We start from the raw sequence: 23,343 nt of genomic DNA, 5'->3' as shown, positions 1-23,343 counted from the left end.
TGACTTCAGTCCAGCTTGATGCCGGCGCCGCGGATCGCCTGGCCCCAGAGGTTGGAGTCCTGCTTCAGGAAGGCGGCGAAGGCCTCGGGCGTCATGGCCTTCATCTCGCCGCCATAGGAGCGCCACTTCTCCTGCAGCGCCGGGTTCTGCGTGGTGGCCTTCTGCATCGCGGCGGCGAGCTTGTCCACGATGGGCTTGGGCGTGCCGGCCGGCGCGAACAGGCCGATCCAGGCGGTGGGCGAGTAGCTGGCGGGCAGGCCGGCCTCGGCGAAGGTGGGCACGTCGGGGAAGTTGGGGTGGCGGGTGGCGCCGGTCATGGCCAGCACCTTGAGCTTGCCGGCCTTGACGTTGCCGATGGCGGCGGGCAGGGCGTCGAACATCAGCTGCACCTGGCCGGCCACCAGGTCGGCGTAGGGGCTGGAGGTGTTGTACGGGACGAAGGTGATCTTGGTGCCCGCGCCGGCCGCGAACCACTCGCCGGCCAGGTGCGAGTAGCTGCCCACGCCGGAGGTGGCAGCGACGATGCTGCCAGGCTGCGACTTCAGGCGCGCGATCACCTCCCTGGCCGTGGCCTGCGGCAGGCTGGCGTTGGCGATCATGGCCGTGTTCAGCATGCCCACGATGCTCACCGGCGCGAAGTCCTTCTCCGCGTTGTAGGGGACCTTGGCGTACAGGTGCGGCACCACCGACATCGCCGAGGTCGGGCCGATCACCAGCGTGTAGCCGTCGGGCGCGGACTTGGCCGCGGCCTCCATGCCGATCATGGACGAGGCGCCCGGGCGGTTCTCCACCACCACCGACTGCCCCAGCACCTTGGTCAGCTCCTGCGCGATCTCGCGGGTGTTCGCGTCGGGGCCGGTGCCGGTGGGGAAGGGCGCGATCAGGCGGATCGGCTTGTTCGGGTAGTCGTTGGCCTGGGCCTGCGCGGACAGCGCGAAGGGCAGGGCCGCGACGGCGGCGAGGGCGGCCAGCAGGCCGCGGCGAGGGGATCGGCGCATGGGTTTGTCTCCTGTTGCTGTTGATCTCGGATTCCGCGAGCAGGATCGGCGGAATGGATTTGATTATGCATAAAACACGTTTGAATTGTCAGAATCTGATAATTCAACTAGACTTTCGAAAAAATCCATGCCGCATCCCGTGCGGCGTTTTCACGAGGAGACAACATGAGCGACCTGCTCCGGCGACCCGGCTCGCTGGCCTTCAGCCACATGGGCTTCTACGTGCGCGACATCGAGCGCATGGCCCGCTTCTACAAGGAGGTGCTGTGCTTCACCGAGACCGACCGGGGCGACCTGGGGCCGGTGCAGCTGGTGTTCCTCAGTCGTGACCCCGCGGAGCACCACCAGGTGGTGCTGGCCTCGGGCCGGCCGGCCGACCTGTCCTTCAGCGTGATCAACCAGATCTCGCTGCGGGTGCCGGACCTGGCCACGCTGCGCGAGGTCAAGCGCCTCGTCGCCGCCGAGCCGGACGTGACCGACCTGGTCTGCGCCACGCACGGCAACGCCGTCTCCATCTACTTCCGCGACCCCGAGGGCAACCGCCTCGAGGTGTTCATGGACATGCCCTGGTACTGCGAGCAGCCGCTGCGCGAGCCGATCGACCTGGACCAGCCGGACGAGGCCATCCTGGCCCGCGCCGAGGCGCTGGCCCGCAGCCGCCCGCGCTTCCAGCCCCGTGCCGAGTGGATGGCGGAGATGGCCCGCCGCATGGGGCACGCATGACGCCCGGCGCCGACGACCGCGTGTACGACGTCGCCCTCATCGGCTACGGCCCGGCGGGCGCCACCCTGGCCAACCTGCTGGGGCGGGCCGGCCTGTCGGTGCTGGTGCTAGATCGCGAGGCCGGCATCTACCCGCTGCCGCGCGCCATCCACTTCGACGGCGAGGTGATGCGCGTCTTCCAGTCGCTGGGGCTGCGCGCCCGGGTCGAGGCGATCAGCCGCCCCGGCCTGCAGGGCATGCACTTCGTCAACGCCCGGGGCGAGACCCTGATGGTGCGCGGCGGCACGGCCTCGCTCGGCCCGCATGGCTGCGCCACCAACTACTACTTCCACCAGCCCGAGCTGGAGCAGGTGCTGCGTGACGGTGTGGCCCGCTTCCCCAAGGTGCAGGTGCGCCTGCGCGCCGAGGTCACCGCGATCGAGGAACACGCCGACCAGGTGGCCCTCACCGTGACCGACCGCGCCGGCGGCCCCGCCTTCACCGCCCGCGCGCGCTGGGTGGTGGGCTGCGACGGCGCCCGCTCCCTGGTGCGCCGCACGCTCGGCTCGCCGATGGAGGACCTCGGCCTGCGCCAGCCCTGGCTGGTGTTCGACGTGCAGCTCAAGGACGGCGCGCCCGCCCTGCCCGAGCACACCGTGCAGCACTGCGACCCCGCCCGGCCCATGACCTGGTGCAACGTCACCGGCCGCCGCCGGCGCTGGGAGATCATGGTCATGCCCGGCGACGACGAGGCCGACCTGGTCAAGCCCGAGACGCTGTGGAAGCTGGTGGGCCGCTGGATGACGCCGGCGCATGCCGACATCGAGCGCGCCGTCATCTACACCTTCCACTCGCAGATCGCGCAGGGCTGGCGCCGCGGCCGGCTGATGCTCGCGGGCGACGCCGCCCACCTCACGCCCCCCTTCCTGGGCCAGGGCATGTGCGCCGCGATCCGCGACGCCTCCAACCTGGCCTGGAAGCTGGCCGCAGTCGCCCGGGGCGAGGCCGGCGACGAGCTGCTGGACACCTACGAGGCCGAGCGCCGCCCGCACGTGCACGCCTTCATCTCGCTGGCGGTGCGCCTGGGCGACGTGATCCAGACCACCGACCCGCAGGCCGCCGCCGCGCGCGACGCCCGCTACCGCGCCGGCGAGCCGGAGGAATTCACCTTCCCCGCGCCGAGGCTGGGGCCCGGCGCCTGGCAGGGCGCGCAGGCCGCGGTGGCCCGGCCCTTCCCGCAGCCGCGCCTCGCGGATGGCCGCCTGCTGGACGAGGCCCTCGACGGCGAGGCCGGCCCGCGCTTCGCGGTGATCGCGCGGCCCGCGCTGCTCGACGCCGTGCCCGGTGCGCTGCGCCAACTCTGGCAGGATGCGGGGGTCGCCGTGCTGCCCGCGCAGGACCCGGCGCTGCAGCAGTGGCTGGACGCGCAGGGCGCGCAGGCCGTGGTGCTGCGGCCGGACCGCTATGTCGCGGGCCTGGCGTCGGACCCCGGCGAGCTGGAGGCCGCCTCGGCCTGCATCCCCTCGCGCGAGCCGCAACCCCACTGAGATCCCGTGACCGACAAATCCGATTCGAGCCTGGTGCGCATGCTGGGCGTGCTGGACCTGTTCTCCGAGCAGCAGCCCACCTGGACGGCCGACGCCATCGCCAGCGCGCTGCAGGTGTCCCTGCCCACCGGCTACCGCTACGTGCGGCTGCTCTCCGAGGCGGGCTACCTGCAACGCACCGCCGACTCGCACTACTCGCTGGGCCCGCGCATCGTGGTGCTCGACTACCTGATCCGCGTGGGCGATCCGGTGCTGCAGCACGGCATCCCGTTCATGAAGGAACTGGTGGCGCAGACCGGGCTCGATTGCGTGATCACCGGCCTTTACGGCAACCAGATGCTCGATACGCACCGCGAGTCGGGCAACCAGCCGGCCAGCCTCAGCTACGGCCGCGGCCGTCCCCGGCCCATGTTCCTGGGCGCCGCGCCCAAAGTGATCCTGGCCAGCTTCGCGCCGGCGCAGCTTCGCAGGCTGTTCGACCACCATGCGCGCGAGATCGCCGCGGCCGGCCTGCCCACGGATTGGACGGCTTTCCGCAAGTACTACAGCGCCATCCGCAAGGCCGGCTCCTACTTCTCCAACGGCGAGCTGGAGCCGAACCTCGCCGCCCTGGGCGTGCCGCTGGTGCATGCCGATGGCCGCATCCTCGGCGCGATCTCGCTGGTCAGCACCGTGCAGCGCATGGCGGTGATCGACCTGGGCAAGCTCGCGCCGCTGGTGGTGCGCGCCGCGCAGGACATCACCGCGCGCGTGCCCTGAGGTCCTCCCCGTTCCCCTTTCCTTTTCCCACCCACCCCGAAGAACCATGAAATTCATCAGCTTCCTGAACCAGGGCGCCGCCTCCTACGGCGCCGTCATCGGCACCGACGACGTGGTCGACCTCGCTCCCCTGCTCGGCGCCCGGGCGCCCGACCTGAAGGCCGCCATCGCCCAGGGCCTGCTGGCCGAGGCCGCGAAGCTGGCGCAGGCGAACAAGCCCACGCTCAAGCTCTCGCAGCTGGAGCTGCTGCCGGTGATCCCCAACCCCGGCAAGATCGTCTGCGTCGGCCTGAACTACGGCGAGCACGTGCGCGAGACCGGCCGCGAGATCACCGAGAGCCCCGCGCTGTTCGTGCGCATGCCGGCCTCGCAGGTCGGCCACGGCCAGGACATCGTGCGCCCGCCCGAGTCGCACCGCCTGGACTACGAGGGCGAGATCGCCATCGTCATCGGACAGGGCGGCCGCCGCATCAGCGAGGCCGATGCGTGGAGCCACATCGCCGGCTACAGCTGCTACAACGACGGCTCGATCCGCGACTGGCAGGTGGCCACCTCGCAGTGGACCCCGGGCAAGAACTTCTGGCGCACCGGCGGCTTCGGCCCCTGGATGGTCTCGGCCGACGAGATCGCGCCGGGCCAGCGCATGACGCTCACCACCCGCCTCAATGGCCAGGTGATGCAGCAGGCCACCACGGACATGATGATCCACAGCATCCCGCGCCAGATCGCCTACATCTCCACCTTCATTCCGCTGGAGCCGGGCGACGTGATCGTCACCGGCACCCCGGGCGGCGTGGGCAACAAGCGCAACCCGCAGGTGTTCATGAAGCCGGGCGACGTGGTGGAGATCGAGGTCGACGCCGTCGGCATCCTGCGCAACGGCATCCGCGACGAGCAGGCCTGACGCGCTGGCCTCTCCCGCCCCCGCCGGGGGCGGCCGGGGAGGCGTCGCCCCGCCCGCCGGGGCTCAGCGCCCCGCGGGCAGCCGCACCGTGAAGCACGCCCCGCGCCCGCCGGCATGGTCCTCGCAGCGCACGCTGCCGCCATGCCGCTGCACGATGGACTTCACCAGCGACAGCCCCAGCCCCACGCCGCCGGCGCGCTCGCTCGCGCCGGGCAGGCGGTAGAAGGGCTCGAAGATGCGTTCGCGCTGCTCGGGCGGCACGCCCGGGCCGCGGTCGCACACGCGCAGCACGGCGTCCCGCCCGTCGCGGCGCACTTCCACCGTCACCTCGCCGTCGCTGTAGCGGCGCGCGTTCTCCAGCAGGTTGCGCACCACCCGCCGCAGCAGCCGGCTCACGCCCTCGACCACCACCGGCGCGCCATGCTCGGACGCCGCCAGCTCCGCGCCCACCTGCGCGCATTCCTCGGCGGCCAGGCCGGTGAGGTCCACCGGCTCCCGCGTGCCCACGTCGGCGCTGCGCGCGTCCAGGCGGCTGGCCAGCAGGATCTCGTCGACCAGCTGGTCGAGTTCGTCCACGTTGCGCTCGATCTCGGCGCGCAAGGCCGCATTGCCGTCGGCCTCCAGCAGGGCCAGGCCCATGCGGATGCGCGCCAGCGGCGAGCGCAGCTCGTGCGAGGCGTTCGCCAGCAGGGACTTGTGGCTGGTCACCAGCTGCTCGATGCGTTCGGCCGCCTGGTTGAAGCGGCGTGCGAGGAAGGCCACCTCGTCGTGGCCGGATTCGTCGACGCGGGCGGACAGCTCGCCGCCGCCCAGGCGCTCGACGCCCTCGCGCAGCGACTCCAGGCGCTGCGTGAGCCGCCGCACGATCGGGTAGGTGCCGATGGCCACCGCCACCGCCACCAGGCCCAGCATCCACAGCAGGCCGCTGGTGCCGCGCATCCAGGGACGCAGCGGCGGCGGCCCCTCGCCGGGGCCGCGCGGGCGCGGCGGCAGCTGGACGACGACCTGGCGGCCGTCGTTCAGCGTCATCCCGAACTCGATGCCCTGGCCCGGCACGAAGGCCGGCCGCGCGACGGCCTGGCCCAGCACCTCGCCGGACTCGCTGCGGATCACGATCTCGCGCGGGCGCGGCTGGTAGGCGGTGGACTGCCACAGCCAGGCGAAGGCCGCGGTCAGCACCGCGACGGCCAGGACCACGGCGCCCCAGATGCGCAGATACAGCGGGATGCGCATGCGGTCAGTCCTGCTGCTTGGCGAACATGTAGCCCACGCCGCGCACGGTGATGATGCGCTTGGGGTTCTTGGCGTCGGCCTCGATCGCCGCGCGGATGCGGCCCATGTGCACGTCGATGCTGCGGTCGAAGGCCTCCAGCTCGCGCCCGCGCACCGCCTCCATGATCTGGTCGCGCGTGAGCACCCGGCCGGCGCGCTCGGCCAGCACCAGCAGCAGGTCGAACTGGTAGGCCGTGAGCTCGCGGTGCTGGCCGGCGACGCTGACGCTGCGGCTGTCGCGGTCGATCTCCAGCGAGCCGAAACGCAGGGGCGGCGCGGCCGCCGCCGGGGCCGCGGCCACCGCCTCGCCGCGCCGGCGCAGCACGGCGCGGATGCGGGCGAGCAGCTCGCGCGGCTCGAAGGGCTTGGGCAGGTAATCGTCGGCGCCCAGCTCCAGGCCGACGATGCGGTCCATCGGGTCGCCCTTGGCGGTGAGCATCAGCACCGGCACGTGGCCGGCGGCACCGGGCAGGGCGCGCAGGCGGCGGCACACCTCCAGGCCGTCGATGCCGGGGAGCATCAGGTCCAGGATGACCAGGTGGGGCAGGTCGGCGGGCGCGCTGTCCTGGATGCGCGCCAGACCGGCCTCGCCGTCGCCCGCATGGGCCACGCCGAAGCCATTGCGCTCCAGGTATTCACGCACCATGCCCGCGAGGCGGGCGTCGTCTTCGATCATCAGCAGGCGCTGCATGGGGCCATGGTAGCCCGCGCCCGTGTCACGCCGGATCAAGCCCCGGTAAACCGCCGGTAAACGCGGCGGCGGGCCCGGCTCACCCCCGCGGGTGCACCCGCGCCGCCAGGGCCACCAGCAGCAGCACCGGCAGCCCCAGGCCCGCGGTGGCCAGGAAGAAGGGGCCGTAGCCGAAGGCGTCCACGTACTGGCCGGAAAAGCCCGCCAGCCACTTCGGCAGCAGCAGCATGATGGAGCTGAAAAGCGCGTACTGCGTCGCCGAGTAGCTCACGTTGGTGAGGCTGGAGAGGTAGGCGATGAAGGCCGCCGAGGCGATGCCCGAGGCCAGGTTGTCGGCGGAGATCACCAGCACCAGGGCCTGCACGTCGTGCCCGCGCGCACCCAGCCACGCGAACAGCAGGTTGGTCAGCGCGCTCAGGACGGCGCCCAGCATCAGCACCCGCATCACGCCCAGGCGCAGCGAGAGCACGCCGCCGACGAAGGCGCCCACCAGGGTCATGATGACGCCGTAGACCTTGGTGACCGCGGCGACCTCGTCCTTCGTGTAGCCCATGTCCACGTAGAAGGGGTTGGCCATGATGCCCATGACCACGTCGGAGATGCGGTAGACGGCGATCAGGGCCAGCACGATGGCGGCCTGCCAGCGGTAGCGGCGCACGAAGTCGGCGAGGGGCTCGACCACCGCCTCGCGCAGGAAGGCGGCCAGGTTGCGCGCCGGCGGCAGCTCGCGGCGCGCCGGCTCGGGCGAGAGCAGCACGGTGAGCACGCCCACCGCCATCGAGGCGGCCATCACCAGGTAGGCGGCCTGCCAGGCGCCGTGCTGGTAGGCCGCGGCGTTGGCCACCTCGGCGCGCGCCGCCAGCCACAGCACGCCCGCGCCCGACCAGATCATGGCCAGGCGGTAGCCGGTCTGGTACGCCGCGGCCAGGGCGGCCTGGCGGTCGGCGTCGGCCGACTCGATGCGGAAGGCGTCCAGCGCGATGTCCTGCGTGGCGGAGGCGAAGGCCACCACCAGGGCGCAGGCCACCACCGCCTGCAGCTGCAGCTTCGGGTCGCTCAGGGCCATGCCCGCCAGGCCGGCGGCGATGGCCACCTGCGACAGCAGCAGCCAGCTGCGGCGCCGCCCCAGCCAGCGCGTGAGCAGCGGCAGGGGCAGGCGGTCCACCAGCGGCGCCCAGGCCCACTTGAAGCCGTAGGCCAGGCCGACCCAGGAGAGGTAGCCGATGGTGGTGCGGTCGATGCCCGCCTCGCGCAGGCGGAAGCTCAGGGTGCCCAGCACCAGCAGCAGCGGCAGGCCCGCGGAGAACCCGAGCAGCAGCATGCGCCAGGAGGCGGGTTCGAGGTAGACGCGCAGGGCGGCGATCCAGCCGGCGAGGCGGCCCGCGTCGGGCTTGGGGTTGAGGGTGTTGTCTGACGTGGGCATGGGCTCGCGTCATTATCATTTGCCGCATGTGCCTCGCCTGTTATCAAGCGCTGTCCGACGTGTCGCCGGACGCCCCGCGTTCGCCGCATCGCTGGTCCTCGCGCCGGGGCTTCCTGCTCGCCGCCGGGGCGGCGGGGGCGGCGGCCGCCGCGCCCGCGCTGGCCCAGGTGGAGGTGGATTCCGGCTCGCGCCTGAAGAACTTCGTGCCCGCCGCCGAACTCGAGGCGGCCTCCTCGCAGGAATATTCCAAGCTGGTCGCCCAGGCCCGCGAGCAACGCGCTTTGGGGCCGGACAACCACCCCCAGGTGCAGCGCCTGCGTGCCATCGCCCTGCGCCTCATCCCGCACACCTACCGCTGGAACGACCGGGCCCGCAGCTGGCGCTGGGAGGTCAACCTGATCGGCAGCAAGCAGATCAACGCCTTCTGCATGCCGGGCGGCAAGATCGCCTTCTACACCGGCATCCTGAACCAGCTGGCCCTCACCGACGACGAGGCCGCGATGGTGATGGGCCACGAGATGGCGCACGCGGTGCGCGAGCATGCCCGCGCACGCATCGCCAAGACCCAGGGCACGAGCGTGGGGCTGTCGGTGCTGTCGCAGGTGTTCGGCCTGGGGCAGCTGGGCAGCCTGGCGGCCGACATCGGCACGCAGCTGCTGTCGCTGCGCTTCTCGCGCGACGACGAGATCGACGCCGACCTGGTGGGCCTGGAGATCGCCGCGCGCGGCGGCTACCAGCCGCAGGCGGCGATCAGCCTGTGGGAGAAGATGGGGCGCGCGAACGGCGGCAGCGAGGGCCCGGCCTTCCTGTCCACCCACCCGCGCGGTCCCGAACGCATCGAGCGCCTGCAGCAGAACGTGCCGCGGGTGCAGGGCCTGTACGAGCAGGCCCGCGGCGGGCCGGGCAACTGAGGCGCGCCGCCGCGCTCAGGTCCCGCCCACGAAGGGGTTGGTCTGGCGCTCGCGGCCGAAGGTGCTCTCCGGCCCGTGGCCCGGGATGAACACCGTCTCGTCGCCCATGGGCCAGAGGCGGCCGGTGATGCTGTCGATCAGCTGCTGGTGGTTGCCCTGGGGGAAGTCGGTGCGGCCGATGCTGCCGGCGAACAGCACGTCGCCCACGAAGGCGCGGTTCATCTCGGGCGAATGGAACACCACGTGGCCGGGGGTGTGGCCGGGGCAGTGGCGCACGTCCAGCGTGTGGTGGCCGAGGGTGACGGTGTCGCCGTCATGCAGCCAGCGCGTGGGCGTGAAGGCCTCGGCCTTCGGGAAGCCGAACATCACGCTTTGCTGCGGCAGGCCGTCGATCCAGAACTGGTCGCCCTCGTGCGGGCCGATGATGGGCAGGCCCAGGCGCCGCGCCAGCTCGCCGGTGCCGCCGGCGTGGTCGATGTGGGCGTGGGTGAGCCAGATCTGTTCGAGCTTCAGCCCGCGCCGCTCCACCTCCTCGAGCAGGTCGTCGAGGTCGCCGCCGGGGTCGATCACGGCGGCCTGCTGCGTCTGGTCGTCCCAGACGATGGAGCAGTTCTGCTGGAAGGGGGTGACGGGGAGGGTGAGGTAGCGGAGCATCCCCGCATTGTCCGACAGGGCGCCCGGCCGCCGTGCCGCCGGGGCGGCCCGCCCTACATGCCCGGGTCGCTGGCTTCGGGCGACTGCCCGCGCTCGTAGTCCTCCACCAGCCGCTCCCAGATCGCCTCCAGCTCGTAGCCCAGCGAGCGGGCCAGGCCGTCGAGGTCGGGGAACAGGGTGGCGTAGGTCACGTTCATGCGATAGAGCGCGTGCATGGCCTCGTGCCGCATCTCCGGCGAGAGCACGAACTGGTGCAGCAGTTCCTCGGTGCCGCCATAGCCTTGCAGGATGTCGTCCAGCGACTTGTCCAGCACCCCCGGCACCACGAACAGGCCCGACTGCGCCGCCAGGCGCCGGTCCATCTGCGAGGGCTCGCCGAACCACAGCACCGGCAGCGTGTTGCGGGCGAAGTAGCGCTCGAAGTGGCCCGGGATGCGCGGGTCGATGCGGTCGCGGGTCAGCGTGCGGTCGAAGGCCGGCGTGAGGTGCCACAGCGCCGGCGTGTTGAGCGCGAACACCGAGACATCGGCGCGCGCGCTTTCCAGCGCGAAGAAGGCCGCCACGAAGGGCGACTTGGTGAAGTCCAGCAGCCGGGTGGCCGCGCCGTGGTGCTGCATCAGCGCCAGGCAGCGCAGCTCGTCCTCGAGGGCGGAGCGGTCCTGCAGGTGGATGTGGGCCTTGCGCCGGAAGATGCGCATGGCCCGCGCCTCGCGCAGCGGCCACAGCTTCGGGTCGGGGCAGAAGGTCTGCAGCCGGCGGGTGAGTGAACTGACCAGGGGCCAGCTGGCCGAGTGCTGGCCGCGGAAGGCCCAGCCCTCCAGGGCTTCGGTGTGTTCGACGAATTCGGACCAGCGGGTCAGGCGTGCGACTTTCATGGGGCGGCGCGTCGGGACAGCGGCCCAGTATAGGCAGGCCCGGTGACAGCCCGGGGTGACAATCGGCACCCCGAGCCCGACCCCGACCATGATCCTTTCCCCCGATGACGCCCAGTGCCTGCGCGAGGCCGCCGCCGACGGCGATGCCCGGGGCGAGCTGGCCGCCGCCACCCGCGACCTCATCGCCCGCCGCGACTGGATGCGCCTGCTGGTGCCCCGCGCCGCGGGCGGCGCCGAGCTCGACCTGCCGGCCGTGGTGCGGCTGGAGGAGGCGCTGGCCGAGGCCGACGGCAGCTGCGCCTGGGTGGTGACGCTGTGCGCGGGCGCGGGCTGGTTCCTGGGCTTCCTGCCGCCCTCGCTGGCGGCGCAGGTGGCGGCCACCCCGGGCTGCTGCCTCGGCGGCAGCGGCGCGGCCGCCGGCTTCGCCGACCGGGAGGGGGCAGGCTGGCGCGTCAGCGGCCAGTGGCCCGTGGCCACCGGCGCCACCCTGGCGACGCACTTCACCTTCAACGCCGTGCTGCGCGAGGGCGGCCGGCCCCTGCTCGACGCGCAGGGCGCGCCGCGCGTGAGCGCCTTCGTCGTCCCGGCCCGGGACGTGCGCGTGCAGCGGGGCTGGCGGGCGATCGGGCTGCGCGCCTCGGGCTCGCACGGCTTCGCCATCGAGTCCGCCTGGGTACCGCAGGCCCACGCCTTCACGGTGGCCGCCGGCCCGGTCGTACCCGGCCCGCTGTACCGCTTCCCCTTCGCCTCGCTGGCCTACGCCACGCTGGCGGCCAACGTGGGCGGGCTGGCGCGGGGCTTCCTGCAGCGCGCCGCGCCCCTGCTGGCCCACCGCGCGGCCCAGGGCCGCAGCGACGCGCGCGAGGCGCGGGCGGCGCTGGAGGCCGCGCGCGGGCGCTGCCTGGCGGTGCTCGAGGCGCAATGGGACCGCGTCGCCGCAGGCAGCGGGCCCTGCGACGAGGCCGCCCTGCGCGAGGCCTCGCTGGCCTGGGCCGCGGCGGCGCGTGCCGCGGTCGATGCCGCCTACCCCCTGTGCGGCCTGCGCGCCGCCGACGCCGCCAGCGACCTGAACCGCGCCTGGCGCGATTTCCACACCGGCGCGCAGCACGCGATGCTGGCGCCCTGAGCCGCGCCCGGCGGGGCTGACACAAGGCGGCGGCGTCTTGCATCCGCTTACGCCCGGATGGGCGATTCCCTCCGCAGGATGTGGCGGAGAGCTTGCTGTCCGCGATGAATCCTCCCGCTGCGCATGGCCAATCCTGGACGGTGCGCGCCGTCCTGCTCGCCCTGGTCCTGGCCTGCCTCCTGCCCGGCGTGCTCGGCGCCGCCGCCCTGTTCGCCTGGCAATACCGGCAGGCGCGCACCCAGCTGGCCCAGACCACGGTGCTCACCGCGCGGGCCATGGCGCAGGCGGTCGACCACCACCTGCTCAAGGTCCTGGCCGTGGGCCAGGCCCTGTCCACCTCCGCCGCCCTGGCCGCCGGCGACCTGGGCCACTTCCATGCGGAGGCGCGGGCCACCATCGACCGGGTCGGCCTGGGCACCACCGTGGTCCTGCGGGACGAGGCCGGCCGGCAACTGCTCAACACGCTGGTCGATTACGGCCGCTCCCTGGAGGTGGCGCCGCGGCCCGACCAGGTGAAGCAGGTGTTCGCGACCGGGCAGCCGGTGATCTCGGACCTGTTCACCGGCGCCGTCCTGCGCCGCCCCATCATGAGCGTGGACGTGCCGGTGTTCGTCGGCGGCCGGGTGCGCTACGCGCTCAGCGTGGGCGTGGTGCCCTCGCAATTCAATGCCCTGCTGCGGGAGCAGGAGCTGCCCGCCGACTGGGTGGCCGGCATCATGGACCGCCAGGGCGTGCTCGCCGGGCGAACCCGGGCGGCGGACCGCTTCGTCGGCACGCCGGCCTCGCCCTCGGTGCGCGCGCACATGCGCGAGCGGCCCGAGGGCGCGGGCGAGGCCTTCACCGCGGAAGGCGAGCTGGCGCTCCTGTTCTACAGCCGGGCCCCGGTGAGCGGCTGGACGGTGGCCATCGGCATTCCCCGGGCCGAGGCCGACGCCGTCTTCGCCCGCACCTCGTCCCTCATCGCGGCGGGCGTGGCCGCCATGTTCGCCCTCAGCGCCGTACTGGCCTGGTGGATCGGGGGCCAGATCGTGCGCTGCTTCGAGGCCCTGCAGGCCGCCGCCGCCGACCTGGGCGCGGGCCGCCCGCCGGTGCTGCCGTCCCTGCCCGTGGCCGAGGCGGCGCAGGCTGCCCAGGGGCTGGGGGAGGCGGCGCTGCTGCTGGAGCGGCGGCGCCAGACCCTGCAGGAGAACGCCCAGCGCAAGGACGAATTCATCGCCGTCCTGGCCCACGAGCTGCGCAACCCGCTGGCGCCGGTGCGCACCGCGGTCGAGATCCTGCGCCGCGATGCCACGGCCGACGCGCGCCAGCGCCGGGCCCTGGAGATCCTGGAGCGGCAGGTGGCGCACATGGCCCGCCTGGTCGACGACCTGCTGGATGTCTCGCGCATCGCCCGCGGCAAGATGGCGCTGAACTTCCAGCCCTGCGACCTCGCCGCCATTGCCCGCCAGACGGCCGAGGACTACCGCCGCAGTGTGGAGGCCGCCGGCCTGCGCCTGGCGGTGGACGCCGGGCCCGCGCCGCTGTGGGTCGAGGGCGACCCGGTGCGGCTGGCGCAGATGGTGGGCAACCTCCTGAACAACGCGACCCGCTTCACCGACCCCGGCGGCCAGGTGGAGGTGCGCGCCGGCGAGGGCGGCGCGCACGGCGAGGCGGCCGAGGTCTGCGTGAGCGACACCGGCATCGGCCTCTCCGCGCCGATGCTGGAGCGGCTGTTCGACGCCTTCGGCCAGGCCGACCAGGACCTGGCCCGCAGCAAGGGCGGGCTCGGCCTGGGGCTGGCGCTGACGCGCGGGCTGGCGCAGCTGCATGGCGGCACGGTGCTGGCGCACAGCGAGGGGGAGGGCCGGGGCGCGCGCTTCACGCTGCGCCTGCCCAAGGGGGTGGCCCCGGCGCCGGACCCGGGGCCGGCAGCCGGCGCCGCGCCGGCCTTGCCGGGCGCGCGGCGCATCCTGGTGATCGAGGACAACGAGGATGCGGCCCAGACCCTGGCCGACCTGCTGGCCCTGGGCGGGCATGCGGTGCGGGTGGCGGCCACCGGCGAGGCCGGCATCGCCGCCGCGCGCGAGTTCCGGCCGCAGGTGGTGATCTCCGACATCGGCCTGGCCGGCGCGCTGGACGGCTACGCCGTGGCGCGCGCCCTGCGGGCCGAGCCGGCGCTCCCGGGCCTGCGGCTGGTGGCCCTCTCGGGCTATGCCGATGCCCGGGCCCGCGAGCGCTCCCGCGCCGCCGGCTTCGACCTGCATCTGGCCAAGCCGGCCGACATGGCCACGCTCCAGCGGGCCATCGAGGACGGGTGATCAGTCTGCCGGTGTGCCGGCCGGGCCGGCTTCGACGACGGCGTCAGCTCCCCGCGCGCCGGGGCAGCAGCACCGAGGTGATGGCCACCATCATCAGGCCGACGGCGGCCCAGTCCTGCCAGTGCAGCACCTCGCCCAGGGCCAGCGCGCCGCTGAACACGCCGAGCACCGGGATCAGCATCACGCTCAGCGTCGAGGCCACCGGGGGCAGGGAGCGGGCCAGGTAGAACCAGGTAGCCTGGGCGAAGCCGAAGATCACCACCGCGTTGTAGCCGATGGCCCACTGCACCGGCACCGAGGGCAGCGCCCAGGGCCAGGGCTCGAACAGCAGCGACAGCCCGGTCATGACCGCGGCGGTGAGGGTCGTCATCCAGAACGAGATGGCCAGGATGGGGGCCTCGATGCGGGTGCGCCGCAGCAGCTGCGTGCCCAGCGCCCAGGTCGCGGCGGCGAACAGTGCCAGCAGCACGAAGCCGGGCTTGCCGGCCAGGCCGGTGAACTCGTGCCACAGCAGCAGCACCACGCCCAGGGCGGCCGCGCCCACGCCGGTCCAGCCGCGCCGCGACAGCGCGGTGCCGAACACCAGGGCGCCGACCACCGCCGAGAAAATCGGCATGGTGTAGCCCAGGATCGCGGCCCGGCCCGAGGACAGGTTGCGCACCGCCAGCATGATGCAGGCGTGCCAGATGAACATGTTGAAGGTGGCCAGCACCACCAGCTCGGGCCAGTGCCGGCGCGGGATGCGCAGGGGCACCTTCATCGCCGCCATCGCCGCGGCCAGCACCGGCAGGCCGGCCCACATCGACAGCATCCGGAAGGTCAGGGGCGGGTAGCCGGTGGCGCCAACCTTCATCACCGGCCAGTTCAGGCCCCAGGTCAGGGTCAGCAGGGCCAGCAGCACGAGCTGGAAACGGGAGAAGGCATGCATGGCGGCGATTGTGGCCGGACCGGGATCCGGGGGCGCTTCGTACAATCCGGGGATGACTTTCCTCGAGATGCTGCAGGACGCCCAGCGCCGCAACCAGTCGATGCTGTGCGTGGGGCTGGACCCGGAGCCCGCGCGCTTTCCCGGCGCCCTGAAGGGCGATGCCTCGCGCATCTACGACTTCTGCGCCCGCATCGCCGACGCCACCGCCGACCTGGCCATCGCCTTCAAGCCGCAGATCGCGTATTTCGCCGCCTACCGCGCCGAGGACCAGCTGGAAAAGCTGATGCAGCACCTGCGCCGCAACATCCCCCATGTGCCGGTGATCCTGGACGCCAAGCGCGGCGACATCGGCTCGACCGCGGAGCAGTACGCCAAGGAAGCCTTCGAGCGCTACGACGCCGACGCGGTGACGCTCTCGCCCTTCATGGGGTTCGACTCGGTGCAGCCGTACCTGAAGTACCCCGGCAAGGGCGCCTTCCTCCTGTGCCGAACCTCGAACCCGGGCGGTGACGACCTGCAAAGCCAGCGCCTGTCCTCGGTGCCCGGCGAGCCGCTGCTGTACGAACACGTGGCGCGCCTGGCCCAGGGCCCGTGGAACCTCAATGGCCAGCTCGGGCTGGTGGTCGGCGCCACCTACCCCGCCGAGATCGAACGCGTGCGCCAGGTCGCACCCACCGTGCCCCTGCTGATTCCCGGCGTGGGCGCTCAGGGTGGCGATGCGGTGGCCACCGTCAAGGCGGGCTGGCGCGCGGATGCGCCGATCGCGGTGAATTCCTCGCGCGCCATCCTCTACGCCTCCTCCGGCGACGACTTCGCCGAGGCCGCCCGCCGCGAGGCCACGAAGACGCGCGACCTGCTGCAGTCCGCGCGGGGCTGAGGCCCCCTGGCCTTCAGGCGTAGGCTCGGCCGCCGAAGATCGCGGTGCCCACGCGCACCATCGTGCTGCCGGCGGCGATGGCCGCCTCGAGGTCGCCCGTCATGCCCATGGACAGCGTGTCCAGCGGCAGGCCGGCCCGGCGCAGTTCTTCGAACAGCGCGCGGGTGCGGCCATGCACGGCGCGCTGCGCCTCGAAGCCCTCCACCGGCTCGGGGATGGCCATGAGCCCGCGCAGGCGCAGGTTCGGCAGCCGCGCCACCTCGCGCGCCAGGGCCAGCGCCTCGCCCGGGGCGACGCCGGACTTGTTGGCGCCGCCGTCGATGTTCACCTGCACGCACACGTTCAGCGGCGCCAGGCCCTCGGGCCGCTGCTCCGACAGGCGCTGCGCGATCTTCAGGCGGTCCACCGTGTGGGCCCACTGGAAATGCGTGGCCACCAGGCGGGTCTTGTTGCTCTGGATCGGGCCGATGCAGTGCCACTCCAGGGGCAGGTCGGCCAGCAGGGCCATCTTCTCGACGGCCTCCTGCAGGTAGTTCTCGCCGAAGGCGACCTGGCCGCAGGCCGCCGCCTCGCGCACGGCGCCCGCGCCGAAGGTCTTGGAGACCGCCAGCAGCGTGACTTCCTCGACGCCGCGTTGCGCGTTTGCACATGCCGCGGCGATTCGCGCCCGCACTTGTTGAACCCGCTGAGGAATAGTAGTCATAATGGTTCAGCGCAGTACGAGTGACGGGACATTTCGTGGATATTACCCAGCTGCTGGCCTTCAGCGTCAAGAACAAAGCCTCCGACCTCCACCTCTCGGCCGGCCTGCCGCCGATGATCCGCGTGCACGGGGACGTGCGCCGCATCAACGTCGAAGCGCTGGACCACAAGCAGGTCCACGCCATGGTGTACGACATCATGAACGACACCCAGCGCAAGCACTACGAGGAGTTCCTCGAGTGCGACTTCTCCTTCGAGATCGAAGGCCTGGCGCGCTTCCGTGTCAACGCGTTCAACCAGAATCGCGGCGCGGCCGCCGTGTTCCGCACCATCCCTTCCAAGATCCTCACGCTGGAGCAGCTCAACACCCCGCGCATCTTCGCGGACCTCGCGCTCAAGCCGCGCGGCCTGGTGCTGGTGACCGGCCCCACCGGCTCGGGCAAGAGCACCACGCTGGCGGCGATGATCAACCACCTCAACGAGTCCGAGTACGGGCACATCCTCACCGTGGAGGACCCGATCGAATTCGTCCATGACTCCAAGAAGTGCCTGGTGAACCAGCGCGAGGTGGGGGGCATGACGCTGTCCTTCGCCGCCGCGCTGCGCTCGGCCCTGCGCGAGGACCCGGACGCGATCCTGGTGGGCGAGATGCGTGACCTGGAGACCATCCGCCTGGCCATGACCGCCGCGGAGACCGGCCACCTGGTGTTCGCGACCCTGCACACCTCCAGCGCCGCCAAGACCATCGACCGGATCATCGACGTCTTCCCTGCCGAGGAGAAGGAGATGGTGCGCGCCATGCTCTCCGAGTCGCTGGTGGCGGTGGTCTCGCAGACCCTGTGCAAGCTCAAGGACGGCTCGGGCCGCGTCGCGGCGCACGAGATCATGATCGGCACCGCCGCCATCCGCAACCTGATCCGCGAGAACAAGATCGCGCAGATGTACTCCTCGATCCAGACCGGCAGCGCCTACGGCATGCAGACCCTGGACCAGTGCCTGGCCGACCTGGTCAAGCGCAACGTGATCAGTTCCGCCGAGGCGCGCGCCAAGGCCAAGCAACCCGAGAACTTCCCCGGCTGACGCCGGACAGCGAGGCACCTGGATGAAAAGCGTGTTCGGCCTCCTGCGGCGGGCCCATCCCACCCCGGCGAGCGACAGCAACGACTCGCTGCTGTTCTCCACCGCGTTCGTCGAGCAGGGGCTGGACCCGTCCATGCTCATTCCCTGGGACGCCCGAGCGGTGGAGGTCGGCGCCAAGCGCCTGTCGTCCTCGCAGGGCGCGCGCATGCTGCACGCGCTGTGGGGCAAGGACCGGTTCATGAGCCGCCTCTCGCCCGACGCCATCGCCCGCATGGACCGCTTCTTCGAGTACGCCGTGGTGCCGGCCGACCGGGACATCATCCGCCAGGACGAATACAGCAACTTCATGGTGGTCCTGCTTTCGGGCAGCGTCGCCATCGACCGCATCCAGCCCTGGGGCGAGCATGTGCGCCTGGCCGAGGCCCGGCCCGGCGACATCCTGGGCGAGATGTCCCTCCTCGACAGCGGCATGCGCTTCTCGCACTGCGTCACCCTGACCGAGTGCGAGGTCGCGGTGCTCGACGCCCCCGCGCTCGACGAGATGATGGCCGGCGACCCGATGCTCGCCGCCAGCCTGGTCGGCCTGCTGGCGCGCAAGCTCTCGCTGCGATTGCGCGCCATCACCGCCCGCGTCAGCGACCTCGGCGGGGCAGGCGGCGCGCGCTGAGGCGCCGCCCCCGCATGGAGAACCGCTCATGGAACGCGATCAGGCCAGCAAGTTCATCAACGACCTGCTCAAGCTGATGGTCAGCCGCGGCGGCAGCGACCTGTTCATCACCGGCGACTTCCCCCCGGCGATCAAGGTCGACGGCAAGGTCACCAAGGTCTCGCCGCAGCCGCTCAACGCCGGCCACACGCTGGCCCTGGCGCGCGCCATCATGAACGACCGCCAGGCCGCGGAGTTCGAGCGCACCAAGGAGTGCAACTTCGCCATCGCGCCGGCGGGCATCGGCCGCTTCCGCGTCAACGCCTTCGTGCAGCAGGGCAAGGTCGGCCTGGTGCTGCGGGTGATCCCGCAGACGCTGCCCACCCTCGACGGCCTGGCCATGCCGCCGGTGCTCAAGGACGTGGTCATGTCCAAGCGGGGCCTGAGCATCCTGGTGGGCGCCACCGGCTCGGGCAAGAGCACCACGCTGGCCGCCATGGTCGACTGGCGCAACGAGAACTCCTTCGGCCACATCATCACCATCGAGGACCCGGTGGAGTTCGTGCACCCGCACAAGAACTGCGTGGTCACGCAGCGCGAGGTGGGGCTCGACACCGACAGCTGGGAGGCCGCCCTGAAGAATGCCCTGCGCCAGGCGCCGGACGTGATCCTCATGGGCGAGATCCGCGACCGCGAGACCATGGAGCACGCCATCGCCTTCGCCGAGACCGGGCACCTGTGCATGGCCACGCTGCACGCCAACAGCGCCAACCAGGCGCTGGACCGCGTCATCAACTTCTTCCCCGAGGAGCGCCGCGCGCAGCTGCTGATGGACCTGTCCCTGAACCTGCGGGCCATGGTCTGCCAGCGCCTGGTGCCGCGCCAGGACGGCAAGGGCCGGCAGGCGGCGGTGGAGATCATGCTCAACTCGCCCCTGGTGTCCGACCTGATCTTCAAGGGCGAGGTCGCCGGCCTCAAGGACATCATGAAGAAGAGCCGCAACCTGGGCATGCAGACCTTCGACCAGGCGCTGTTCGAGCTGTTCGAGGCCAACGTCATCTCCTACGAGGACGCCCTGCGCAACGCCGACTCGGTCAACGACCTGCGCCTGACCATCAAGCTCAATAGCCAGCGCGCCAAGTCGCAGGACCTCTCCGAGGGCACCGAGCACCTGGCGATCGTCTGAGCGACCGCGGGCGCCGCGCGGCTCCCGCGCGCCTCCTAGAATCCGCCGATCCCCCACACACAAGACAGGAGACGGCGTGAGCAGCACCAACCCCAAGACCTACGAATCCACCCCCTCGCGAAAGGTCGCCTTCCTCGGCCTGGGCGTGATGGGGCTGCCGATGGCGGGCCACCTGGCCCTGGCCGGCCACCAGGTCACGGTCTACAACCGCAGCGCCGCCAAGGCCCAGGCCTGGCAGGCCGAGTTCAAGGGCAGCACCGCGCCCACCCCGCGCGAGGCCGCCGCCGGCTGCGACTTCGTCTTCTGCTGCGTCGGCAATGACGACGACCTGCGCTCGGTCGTCCTCGGCCCGGACGGCGCCTTCGCCGGGATGAAGCCCGGCGCCACCTTCGTCGACCACACCACCGCCTCGGCCGACGTGGCCCGCGAGCTGTACGCCAAGGCCCGCGAGCTGGGCCTGCACTTCGTCGACGCCCCGGTCTCCGGCGGCCAGGCCGGTGCCCAGAACGGCCTGCTCACCGTCATGTGCGGCGGCGACGCCGCGGCCTTCGAGGCGGCCCGCCCGGTGGCGATGGCCTTTTCGCGCGCCTTCACCCACCTGGGCGGCGCCGGCAGCGGCCAGCTCGCCAAGATGGTCAACCAGATCTGCATCGCGGGCCTGGTGCAGGGCCTGTCCGAGGCCATCGCCTTCGGCCAGAAGGCCGGCCTGGACATGGTCCAGGTGCTGGAGGTGATCGGCAAGGGCGCGGCCCAGAGCTGGCAGATGGACAACCGCGGCAAGTCCATGGTGGCCGACCAGTTCGACTTCGGCTTCGCCGTCGACTGGATGCGCAAGGACCTCGGCCTGGTGCTGGACGAGGCCAAGCGCAACGGCGCGCGCCTGCCCGTCACCGCCCTGGTGGACCAGTTCTACGCCGACGTGCAGGCCGCCGGCGGCAACCGCTGGGACACCTCCAGCCTGATCACCCGCCTGCGCTGAACGCACGGGCCGCGCCTGGCGCGCCGCAATGAAGAAGGCCGGGGCCCTCGCGGGTCCCGGCCTTCGTGTCGTGTGCGGCCTGCGCTTACTGCGGCCTGGAGGCGCCGCCCGCGGGCTTGGCCGGCGGCGGCTCGATGCGGGCCAGTTCTTCCTCGGTGAGGATCTCGAAGACCCGCACCACGCGCTGCGCGCCGCCGATGCCGCGCGCGATCTGGGTGGCGCGGTCGGCCTCGCGCTGGGTCACGCGGCCCATGAGGAAGATGGTGCCGCGCTCGGTCACCACCTTGAAGGCCGGGGAGGACAGGTCACGCGCATCGACCAGGGAGGCGCGCATCTTGCCGGAGATCAGGGCGTCGTTGGAGCGCTGGCTCAGGGAGGTGGGCGCCATGATGGCCAGCTCGTTGACCACCGTGCGCACGTTGTCCAGGCCGGCCACGATCTGCTCGGCGCGGGCCTTGGCGGCTTCGTCCGGCACCTCGCCGGTGAGCAGCACCTGGCGGTTATAGCTGGTCACGTTGATGTGGGCGCGGCTGCCCAGCGCGTCGCGCAGGCGCGAGCCGGCGCGCAGCTCGATGGTTTCGTCCTCCAGTTGCGCGCCGGAGGAGCGGCGGTCCACCGCTACCAGGCCGGTGAGGGCGGCGCCGCCCACCACCAGGGGCGCGCAGGCGGACAGGCCGCCCGCGAGGGCGGCGGCGGCCAGGGTGGCCAGCAGGAGGCGGTTCAGGGATTTCACGGGCTTCATGCAGAGGGTTCCTGGTCTCCGAGCAGTTGGGCGTCGACGCCATCGCACAGGCAATGGATCGTCAGGAGGTGCACCTCCTGGATGCGGGCCGTGCGCTCGTGCGGCACGCAGATGTGGACATCGGTCTCGCGCAGGGCCTGGGCCATCCGGCCGCCGCCGCGGCCGGTGAGGGCCACCACGGTCATCTCGCGCTCGTGCGCCGCTTCGACCGCGGCCAGCACGTTGGCCGAGTTGCCGCTGGTGGAGATCGCCAGCAGCACGTCGCCGGCCTGGCCGAGGGCGCGCACCTGCTTGGAGAAGATCTGGTTGAAGTCGTAGTCGTTGCCGACGGCGGTGAGGATGGAGCTGTCGGTGGTCAGCGCGATGGCGCCCAGCTCCGGGCGCTCGCGCTCGAAGCGGCCGACGAACTCCGCGGCGAAGTGCTGCGCGTCGGCGGCGGAGCCGCCGTTGCCGCAGGCCAGCACCTTGCCCCCGCTGGTCACGCAGGCCAGCACCGCCTGGATGGCCGCGGCGATGGGCTTGGTCAGCGTCTGGGCCGCTTGGTATTTCAGGTCGGCGCTGTCGATGAAATGCTGTTGAATGCGTTGTTCGAGCATGGCCGGGGATGATACCCGCCGGCCTTTTTCCCCGGGCCGCAACATCCGCTCACGAATCCGCCCGCGCCGGCGCCGGCGCCCGCGTCCGTGTCCGCCACCGGCATCCCGGGCACCTGTGGTCTGCGCCTTCAGCCCGCGTCGAAGGCGGCGCGCAGCCAGTCGATGCGGGGCCCGTCGACGGCCACCACGTCGAAGCGGCAGGGCGGCGGCGCCGGCAGCCGCAGCAGGAAGTGGCGCGCCGCGAACACGATGCGCCGGCGCTTGGCGGCCCCCACGCTGGCCGCCGCGCCGCCGAAGGCGCGGCTGGCGCGGGCGCGCACCTCGACGAAGACCAGGGTGCCGTCGGCTTCACGCATCACCAGGTCGACCTCGCCGCCGCCCCGGCCCGGGGTTCGATAATTGCGCTGCACCAGCCGCAGGCCCGCGGCGGCCAGGTGGGCCAGCGCGCGCGCCTCGGCGGCGTCGCCGGCCTGCTTGGTCGTGGCCTGGGCCGTGCGGCCCGACTCCCTCCCCAGGAATTTCATGAGCGCTTCCTTCCTCCCTGCCCTGAAGGCCGCCCGCGAGGCGGCCGGCGCGCAGCATTACCCGCCGGGGGCACTCTACGTGGTGGCCACCCCGATCGGCAACCTCGCCGACATCAGCCTGCGCGCCCTGCACGTGCTGGAGACGGTCGACGCCATCGCCTGCGAGGACACCCGCCACACCCAGCAGCTGCTGCGGGCCCTGGGCCTGGAGCGGCCCGCCGGCGGGCTGATCCCGCTGCACCAGCACAACGAGGCCGAGGCCGCGCAGCAGGTGGTGCGCCGCCTGCAGGCGGGCGAGCGGGTGGCCTATGCCAGCGATGCCGGCACGCCGGCGGTGAGCGACCCGGGCGCGCGCCTGGTCGCCGCGGTGCGCGAGGCCGGCCTGCGCGTGGTGCCGCTGCCCGGTGCCAGCAGCGTCACCGCCGTCCTCAGCGTGGCCGGCGCGTGGAGCGGCGAGGCCGCCTTCGTCTTCGGCGGCTTCCTGCCGGCCAAGGCCGGCGAGCGCGCGCAGGCGGTGCAGGCCCTGGCGCAGGAGTCGCGCGCGGTGGTGCTGCTGGAGGCGCCGCACCGCATCGGCGACCTGGCGGCGGCGCTGGCCGCCCTGGGGCCGCGCCCGGTGACCGTGGGGCGCGAGCTGACCAAGCAGTTCGAGCAGGTGGAGACCGTGCCCTGCGAGGCCCTGGCCGGCTGGCTGACGGCCGACCCGCAGCGCAGCCGGGGCGAATTCGCGCTGGTGCTGCACCCCTGGGCGCAGGCCAGGGCCCGCGACGAGGGCGAGGCCCTGCTGGCCCTGCTGCTCAAGGAGCTGCCGGTGAAGGCAGCGGTGCGCATCGCCGCCGAAGCCAGCGGGGGCTCGCGCAATGCGCTGTACGAGGCGGCGCTGCGGATGAAGGGCGAAGCGGCAGACTGAGGCCTGGCCGGCCG

24 protein-coding genes are annotated in these 23,343 nt (G+C 72.4%); 13 read left to right on the top strand and 11 right to left on the bottom strand.

All coding sequences use genetic code 11. The features are described from left to right. Positions 1-5 precede the first annotated feature (5 nt). On the bottom strand, positions 6-998 hold the full coding sequence (locus ACT80S_RS16835; protein ID WP_377417954.1) for a Bug family tripartite tricarboxylate transporter substrate binding protein: 993 nt from the start codon (positions 996-998) through the stop codon (positions 6-8). Positions 999-1,163: 165 nt separating this feature from the next. Here ACT80S_RS16835 and ACT80S_RS16830 point away from each other — a divergent pair, with 165 nt between their 5' ends. From ACT80S_RS16830 to ACT80S_RS16815, 4 genes are read left to right on the top strand one after another with little or no spacing between them, the layout of a single operon-like run. After that, positions 1,164-1,721, top strand: coding sequence for a VOC family protein (locus ACT80S_RS16830; protein WP_377417953.1), 558 nt, complete (start codon positions 1,164-1,166; stop codon positions 1,719-1,721). Continuing rightward, positions 1,718-3,247, top strand: a complete 1,530-nt coding sequence (mhpA, locus tag ACT80S_RS16825) for a bifunctional 3-(3-hydroxy-phenyl)propionate/3-hydroxycinnamic acid hydroxylase MhpA (RefSeq protein WP_377417952.1) — start codon at positions 1,718-1,720, stop codon at positions 3,245-3,247. The genes ACT80S_RS16830 and mhpA overlap by 4 nt, the downstream gene beginning before the upstream one ends. 6 nt (positions 3,248-3,253) lie before the next feature. Next, a complete protein-coding gene (locus ACT80S_RS16820) occupies positions 3,254-4,006 on the top strand; it encodes an IclR family transcriptional regulator (protein ID WP_377417951.1) in 753 nt (250 codons plus the stop codon). A gap of 46 nt (positions 4,007-4,052) precedes the next feature. Further along, positions 4,053-4,910: a fumarylacetoacetate hydrolase family protein gene (locus ACT80S_RS16815; protein ID WP_377417950.1), complete on the top strand. Its 858-nt coding sequence runs from the start codon at positions 4,053-4,055 to the stop codon at positions 4,908-4,910. Positions 4,911-4,973: 63 nt separating this feature from the next. Here ACT80S_RS16815 and ACT80S_RS16810 read toward each other — a convergent pair whose 3' ends face one another. From ACT80S_RS16810 to ACT80S_RS16800, 3 genes are all read right to left on the bottom strand, one after another. Continuing rightward, positions 4,974-6,143: a HAMP domain-containing sensor histidine kinase gene (locus ACT80S_RS16810; RefSeq protein WP_377417949.1), complete on the bottom strand. Its 1,170-nt coding sequence runs from the start codon at positions 6,141-6,143 to the stop codon at positions 4,974-4,976. 4 nt (positions 6,144-6,147) lie between these two features. Continuing rightward, complete coding sequence (locus tag ACT80S_RS16805; protein ID WP_377417948.1) at positions 6,148-6,873, bottom strand: response regulator; 726 nt, start codon at positions 6,871-6,873, stop codon at positions 6,148-6,150. Between the two features lie 79 nt (positions 6,874-6,952). After that, a complete protein-coding gene (locus tag ACT80S_RS16800; RefSeq protein WP_377417947.1) occupies positions 6,953-8,296 on the bottom strand; it encodes an AmpG family muropeptide MFS transporter in 1,344 nt (447 codons plus the stop codon). 26 nt (positions 8,297-8,322) lie between these two features. Between ACT80S_RS16800 and ACT80S_RS16795 the strand changes: the two genes are divergently transcribed. Then, the gene (locus tag ACT80S_RS16795; RefSeq protein WP_377417945.1) at positions 8,323-9,207 is read left to right on the top strand and encodes a M48 family metallopeptidase; all 885 of its coding nucleotides are present in this window, start codon (positions 8,323-8,325) and stop codon (positions 9,205-9,207) included. A gap of 15 nt (positions 9,208-9,222) precedes the next feature. Here ACT80S_RS16795 and ACT80S_RS16790 read toward each other — a convergent pair whose 3' ends face one another. Next, positions 9,223-9,861 carry an MBL fold metallo-hydrolase gene (locus ACT80S_RS16790; RefSeq protein WP_377417943.1) on the bottom strand — a complete coding sequence of 213 codons (639 nt, stop codon included), beginning with the start codon at positions 9,859-9,861 and terminating at the stop codon, positions 9,223-9,225. A gap of 53 nt (positions 9,862-9,914) precedes the next feature. Continuing rightward, positions 9,915-10,736 carry an FRG domain-containing protein gene (locus tag ACT80S_RS16785; protein WP_377417941.1) on the bottom strand — a complete coding sequence of 274 codons (822 nt, stop codon included), beginning with the start codon at positions 10,734-10,736 and terminating at the stop codon, positions 9,915-9,917. A gap of 88 nt (positions 10,737-10,824) precedes the next feature. Here ACT80S_RS16785 and ACT80S_RS16780 point away from each other — a divergent pair, with 88 nt between their 5' ends. Both ACT80S_RS16780 and ACT80S_RS16775 read left to right on the top strand, forming a co-directional pair. Beyond that, positions 10,825-11,862 (top strand): acyl-CoA dehydrogenase, encoded by a 1,038-nt coding sequence (locus tag ACT80S_RS16780; protein ID WP_377417939.1) that lies wholly within the window; start codon positions 10,825-10,827, stop codon positions 11,860-11,862. 104 nt (positions 11,863-11,966) lie between these two features. Continuing rightward, a complete protein-coding gene (locus ACT80S_RS16775; RefSeq protein ID WP_377417937.1) occupies positions 11,967-14,159 on the top strand; it encodes a hybrid sensor histidine kinase/response regulator in 2,193 nt (730 codons plus the stop codon). Positions 14,160-14,202: 43 nt separating this feature from the next. Here ACT80S_RS16775 and ACT80S_RS16770 read toward each other — a convergent pair whose 3' ends face one another. Beyond that, entirely contained in the window at positions 14,203-15,087 is an 885-nt protein-coding gene (locus tag ACT80S_RS16770; RefSeq protein WP_377417935.1) for a DMT family transporter, read from the bottom strand. A 52-nt stretch (positions 15,088-15,139) separates the two neighbouring features. On the opposite strand from ACT80S_RS16770, the gene pyrF reads away from it, so the two are divergent. Continuing rightward, a complete protein-coding gene (pyrF, locus tag ACT80S_RS16765; RefSeq protein ID WP_377417933.1) occupies positions 15,140-15,964 on the top strand; it encodes an orotidine-5'-phosphate decarboxylase in 825 nt (274 codons plus the stop codon). A gap of 13 nt (positions 15,965-15,977) precedes the next feature. On the opposite strand, the gene ACT80S_RS16760 is transcribed toward pyrF, so the two are convergent. Next, the gene (locus tag ACT80S_RS16760; protein ID WP_377417931.1) at positions 15,978-16,667 is read right to left on the bottom strand and encodes a YggS family pyridoxal phosphate-dependent enzyme; all 690 of its coding nucleotides are present in this window, start codon (positions 16,665-16,667) and stop codon (positions 15,978-15,980) included. 35 nt (positions 16,668-16,702) lie between these two features. Between ACT80S_RS16760 and ACT80S_RS16755 the strand changes: the two genes are divergently transcribed. The 4 genes from ACT80S_RS16755 to ACT80S_RS16740 all read left to right on the top strand — a co-directional run bounded on the left by ACT80S_RS16755 (position 16,703) and on the right by ACT80S_RS16740 (position 20,557). Beyond that, on the top strand, positions 16,703-17,746 hold the full coding sequence (locus ACT80S_RS16755) for a type IV pilus twitching motility protein PilT (protein ID WP_377417929.1): 1,044 nt from the start codon (positions 16,703-16,705) through the stop codon (positions 17,744-17,746). Positions 17,747-17,768: 22 nt separating this feature from the next. Beyond that, complete coding sequence (locus ACT80S_RS16750) at positions 17,769-18,413, top strand: Crp/Fnr family transcriptional regulator (protein WP_377417927.1); 645 nt, start codon at positions 17,769-17,771, stop codon at positions 18,411-18,413. Positions 18,414-18,441: 28 nt separating this feature from the next. Further along, positions 18,442-19,578: a PilT/PilU family type 4a pilus ATPase gene (locus ACT80S_RS16745; RefSeq protein WP_377417925.1), complete on the top strand. Its 1,137-nt coding sequence runs from the start codon at positions 18,442-18,444 to the stop codon at positions 19,576-19,578. A gap of 76 nt (positions 19,579-19,654) precedes the next feature. Then, complete coding sequence (locus tag ACT80S_RS16740; protein ID WP_377417923.1) at positions 19,655-20,557, top strand: NAD(P)-dependent oxidoreductase; 903 nt, start codon at positions 19,655-19,657, stop codon at positions 20,555-20,557. Positions 20,558-20,642: 85 nt separating this feature from the next. Here ACT80S_RS16740 and ACT80S_RS16735 read toward each other — a convergent pair whose 3' ends face one another. The 3 genes from ACT80S_RS16735 to ACT80S_RS16725 form a co-directional block, all read right to left on the bottom strand. Continuing rightward, on the bottom strand, positions 20,643-21,299 hold the full coding sequence (locus ACT80S_RS16735; protein WP_377417921.1) for a BON domain-containing protein: 657 nt from the start codon (positions 21,297-21,299) through the stop codon (positions 20,643-20,645). After that, positions 21,296-21,895, bottom strand: coding sequence for a phosphoheptose isomerase (locus tag ACT80S_RS16730; protein WP_377417919.1), 600 nt, complete (start codon positions 21,893-21,895; stop codon positions 21,296-21,298). Before ACT80S_RS16730 ends, ACT80S_RS16735 begins: the two co-directional genes overlap by 4 nt. 128 nt (positions 21,896-22,023) lie before the next feature. Further along, entirely contained in the window at positions 22,024-22,419 is a 396-nt protein-coding gene (locus ACT80S_RS16725) for a YraN family protein (protein WP_377417917.1), read from the bottom strand. Here ACT80S_RS16725 and rsmI point away from each other — a divergent pair. Continuing rightward, complete coding sequence (rsmI, locus tag ACT80S_RS16720) at positions 22,418-23,329, top strand: 16S rRNA (cytidine(1402)-2'-O)-methyltransferase (RefSeq protein WP_377417915.1); 912 nt, start codon at positions 22,418-22,420, stop codon at positions 23,327-23,329. The genes ACT80S_RS16725 and rsmI overlap by 2 nt on opposite strands. Positions 23,330-23,343: the final 14 nt, after the last annotated feature.

The sequence above is a fragment of the Ramlibacter sp. MAHUQ-53 genome (genome assembly GCF_052600055.1).
The sequence above is the reverse complement of the archived record's forward strand: the minus strand, read 5'-3'. Positions and strand labels throughout refer to the sequence as shown.

Coding starts and splice junctions, on each gene's coding strand:
- ACT80S_RS16835 (WP_377417954.1), bottom strand. CDS start 998: ATGCGCCGATCCCCTCGCCGCGGCCTGCTGGCCGCCCTCGCCGCCGTC.
- ACT80S_RS16830 (WP_377417953.1), top strand. CDS start 1,164: ATGAGCGACCTGCTCCGGCGACCCGGCTCGCTGGCCTTCAGCCACATG.
- mhpA (WP_377417952.1), top strand. CDS start 1,718: ATGACGCCCGGCGCCGACGACCGCGTGTACGACGTCGCCCTCATCGGC.
- ACT80S_RS16815 (WP_377417950.1), top strand. CDS start 4,053: ATGAAATTCATCAGCTTCCTGAACCAGGGCGCCGCCTCCTACGGCGCC.
- ACT80S_RS16810 (WP_377417949.1), bottom strand. CDS start 6,143: ATGCGCATCCCGCTGTATCTGCGCATCTGGGGCGCCGTGGTCCTGGCC.
- ACT80S_RS16805 (WP_377417948.1), bottom strand. CDS start 6,873: ATGCAGCGCCTGCTGATGATCGAAGACGACGCCCGCCTCGCGGGCATG.
- ACT80S_RS16800 (WP_377417947.1), bottom strand. CDS start 8,296: ATGCCCACGTCAGACAACACCCTCAACCCCAAGCCCGACGCGGGCCGC.
- ACT80S_RS16795 (WP_377417945.1), top strand. CDS start 8,323: ATGTGCCTCGCCTGTTATCAAGCGCTGTCCGACGTGTCGCCGGACGCC.
- ACT80S_RS16790 (WP_377417943.1), bottom strand. CDS start 9,861: ATGCTCCGCTACCTCACCCTCCCCGTCACCCCCTTCCAGCAGAACTGC.
- ACT80S_RS16785 (WP_377417941.1), bottom strand. CDS start 10,736: ATGAAAGTCGCACGCCTGACCCGCTGGTCCGAATTCGTCGAACACACC.
- ACT80S_RS16780 (WP_377417939.1), top strand. CDS start 10,825: ATGATCCTTTCCCCCGATGACGCCCAGTGCCTGCGCGAGGCCGCCGCC.
- ACT80S_RS16775 (WP_377417937.1), top strand. CDS start 11,967: ATGAATCCTCCCGCTGCGCATGGCCAATCCTGGACGGTGCGCGCCGTC.
- ACT80S_RS16770 (WP_377417935.1), bottom strand. CDS start 15,087: ATGCATGCCTTCTCCCGTTTCCAGCTCGTGCTGCTGGCCCTGCTGACC.
- pyrF (WP_377417933.1), top strand. CDS start 15,140: ATGACTTTCCTCGAGATGCTGCAGGACGCCCAGCGCCGCAACCAGTCG.
- ACT80S_RS16760 (WP_377417931.1), bottom strand. CDS start 16,667: ATGACTACTATTCCTCAGCGGGTTCAACAAGTGCGGGCGCGAATCGCC.
- ACT80S_RS16750 (WP_377417927.1), top strand. CDS start 17,769: ATGAAAAGCGTGTTCGGCCTCCTGCGGCGGGCCCATCCCACCCCGGCG.
- ACT80S_RS16745 (WP_377417925.1), top strand. CDS start 18,442: ATGGAACGCGATCAGGCCAGCAAGTTCATCAACGACCTGCTCAAGCTG.
- ACT80S_RS16735 (WP_377417921.1), bottom strand. CDS start 21,299: ATGAAGCCCGTGAAATCCCTGAACCGCCTCCTGCTGGCCACCCTGGCC.
- ACT80S_RS16730 (WP_377417919.1), bottom strand. CDS start 21,895: ATGCTCGAACAACGCATTCAACAGCATTTCATCGACAGCGCCGACCTG.
- rsmI (WP_377417915.1), top strand. CDS start 22,418: ATGAGCGCTTCCTTCCTCCCTGCCCTGAAGGCCGCCCGCGAGGCGGCC.
- ACT80S_RS16725 (WP_377417917.1), bottom strand. CDS start 22,419: ATGAAATTCCTGGGGAGGGAGTCGGGCCGCACGGCCCAGGCCACGACC.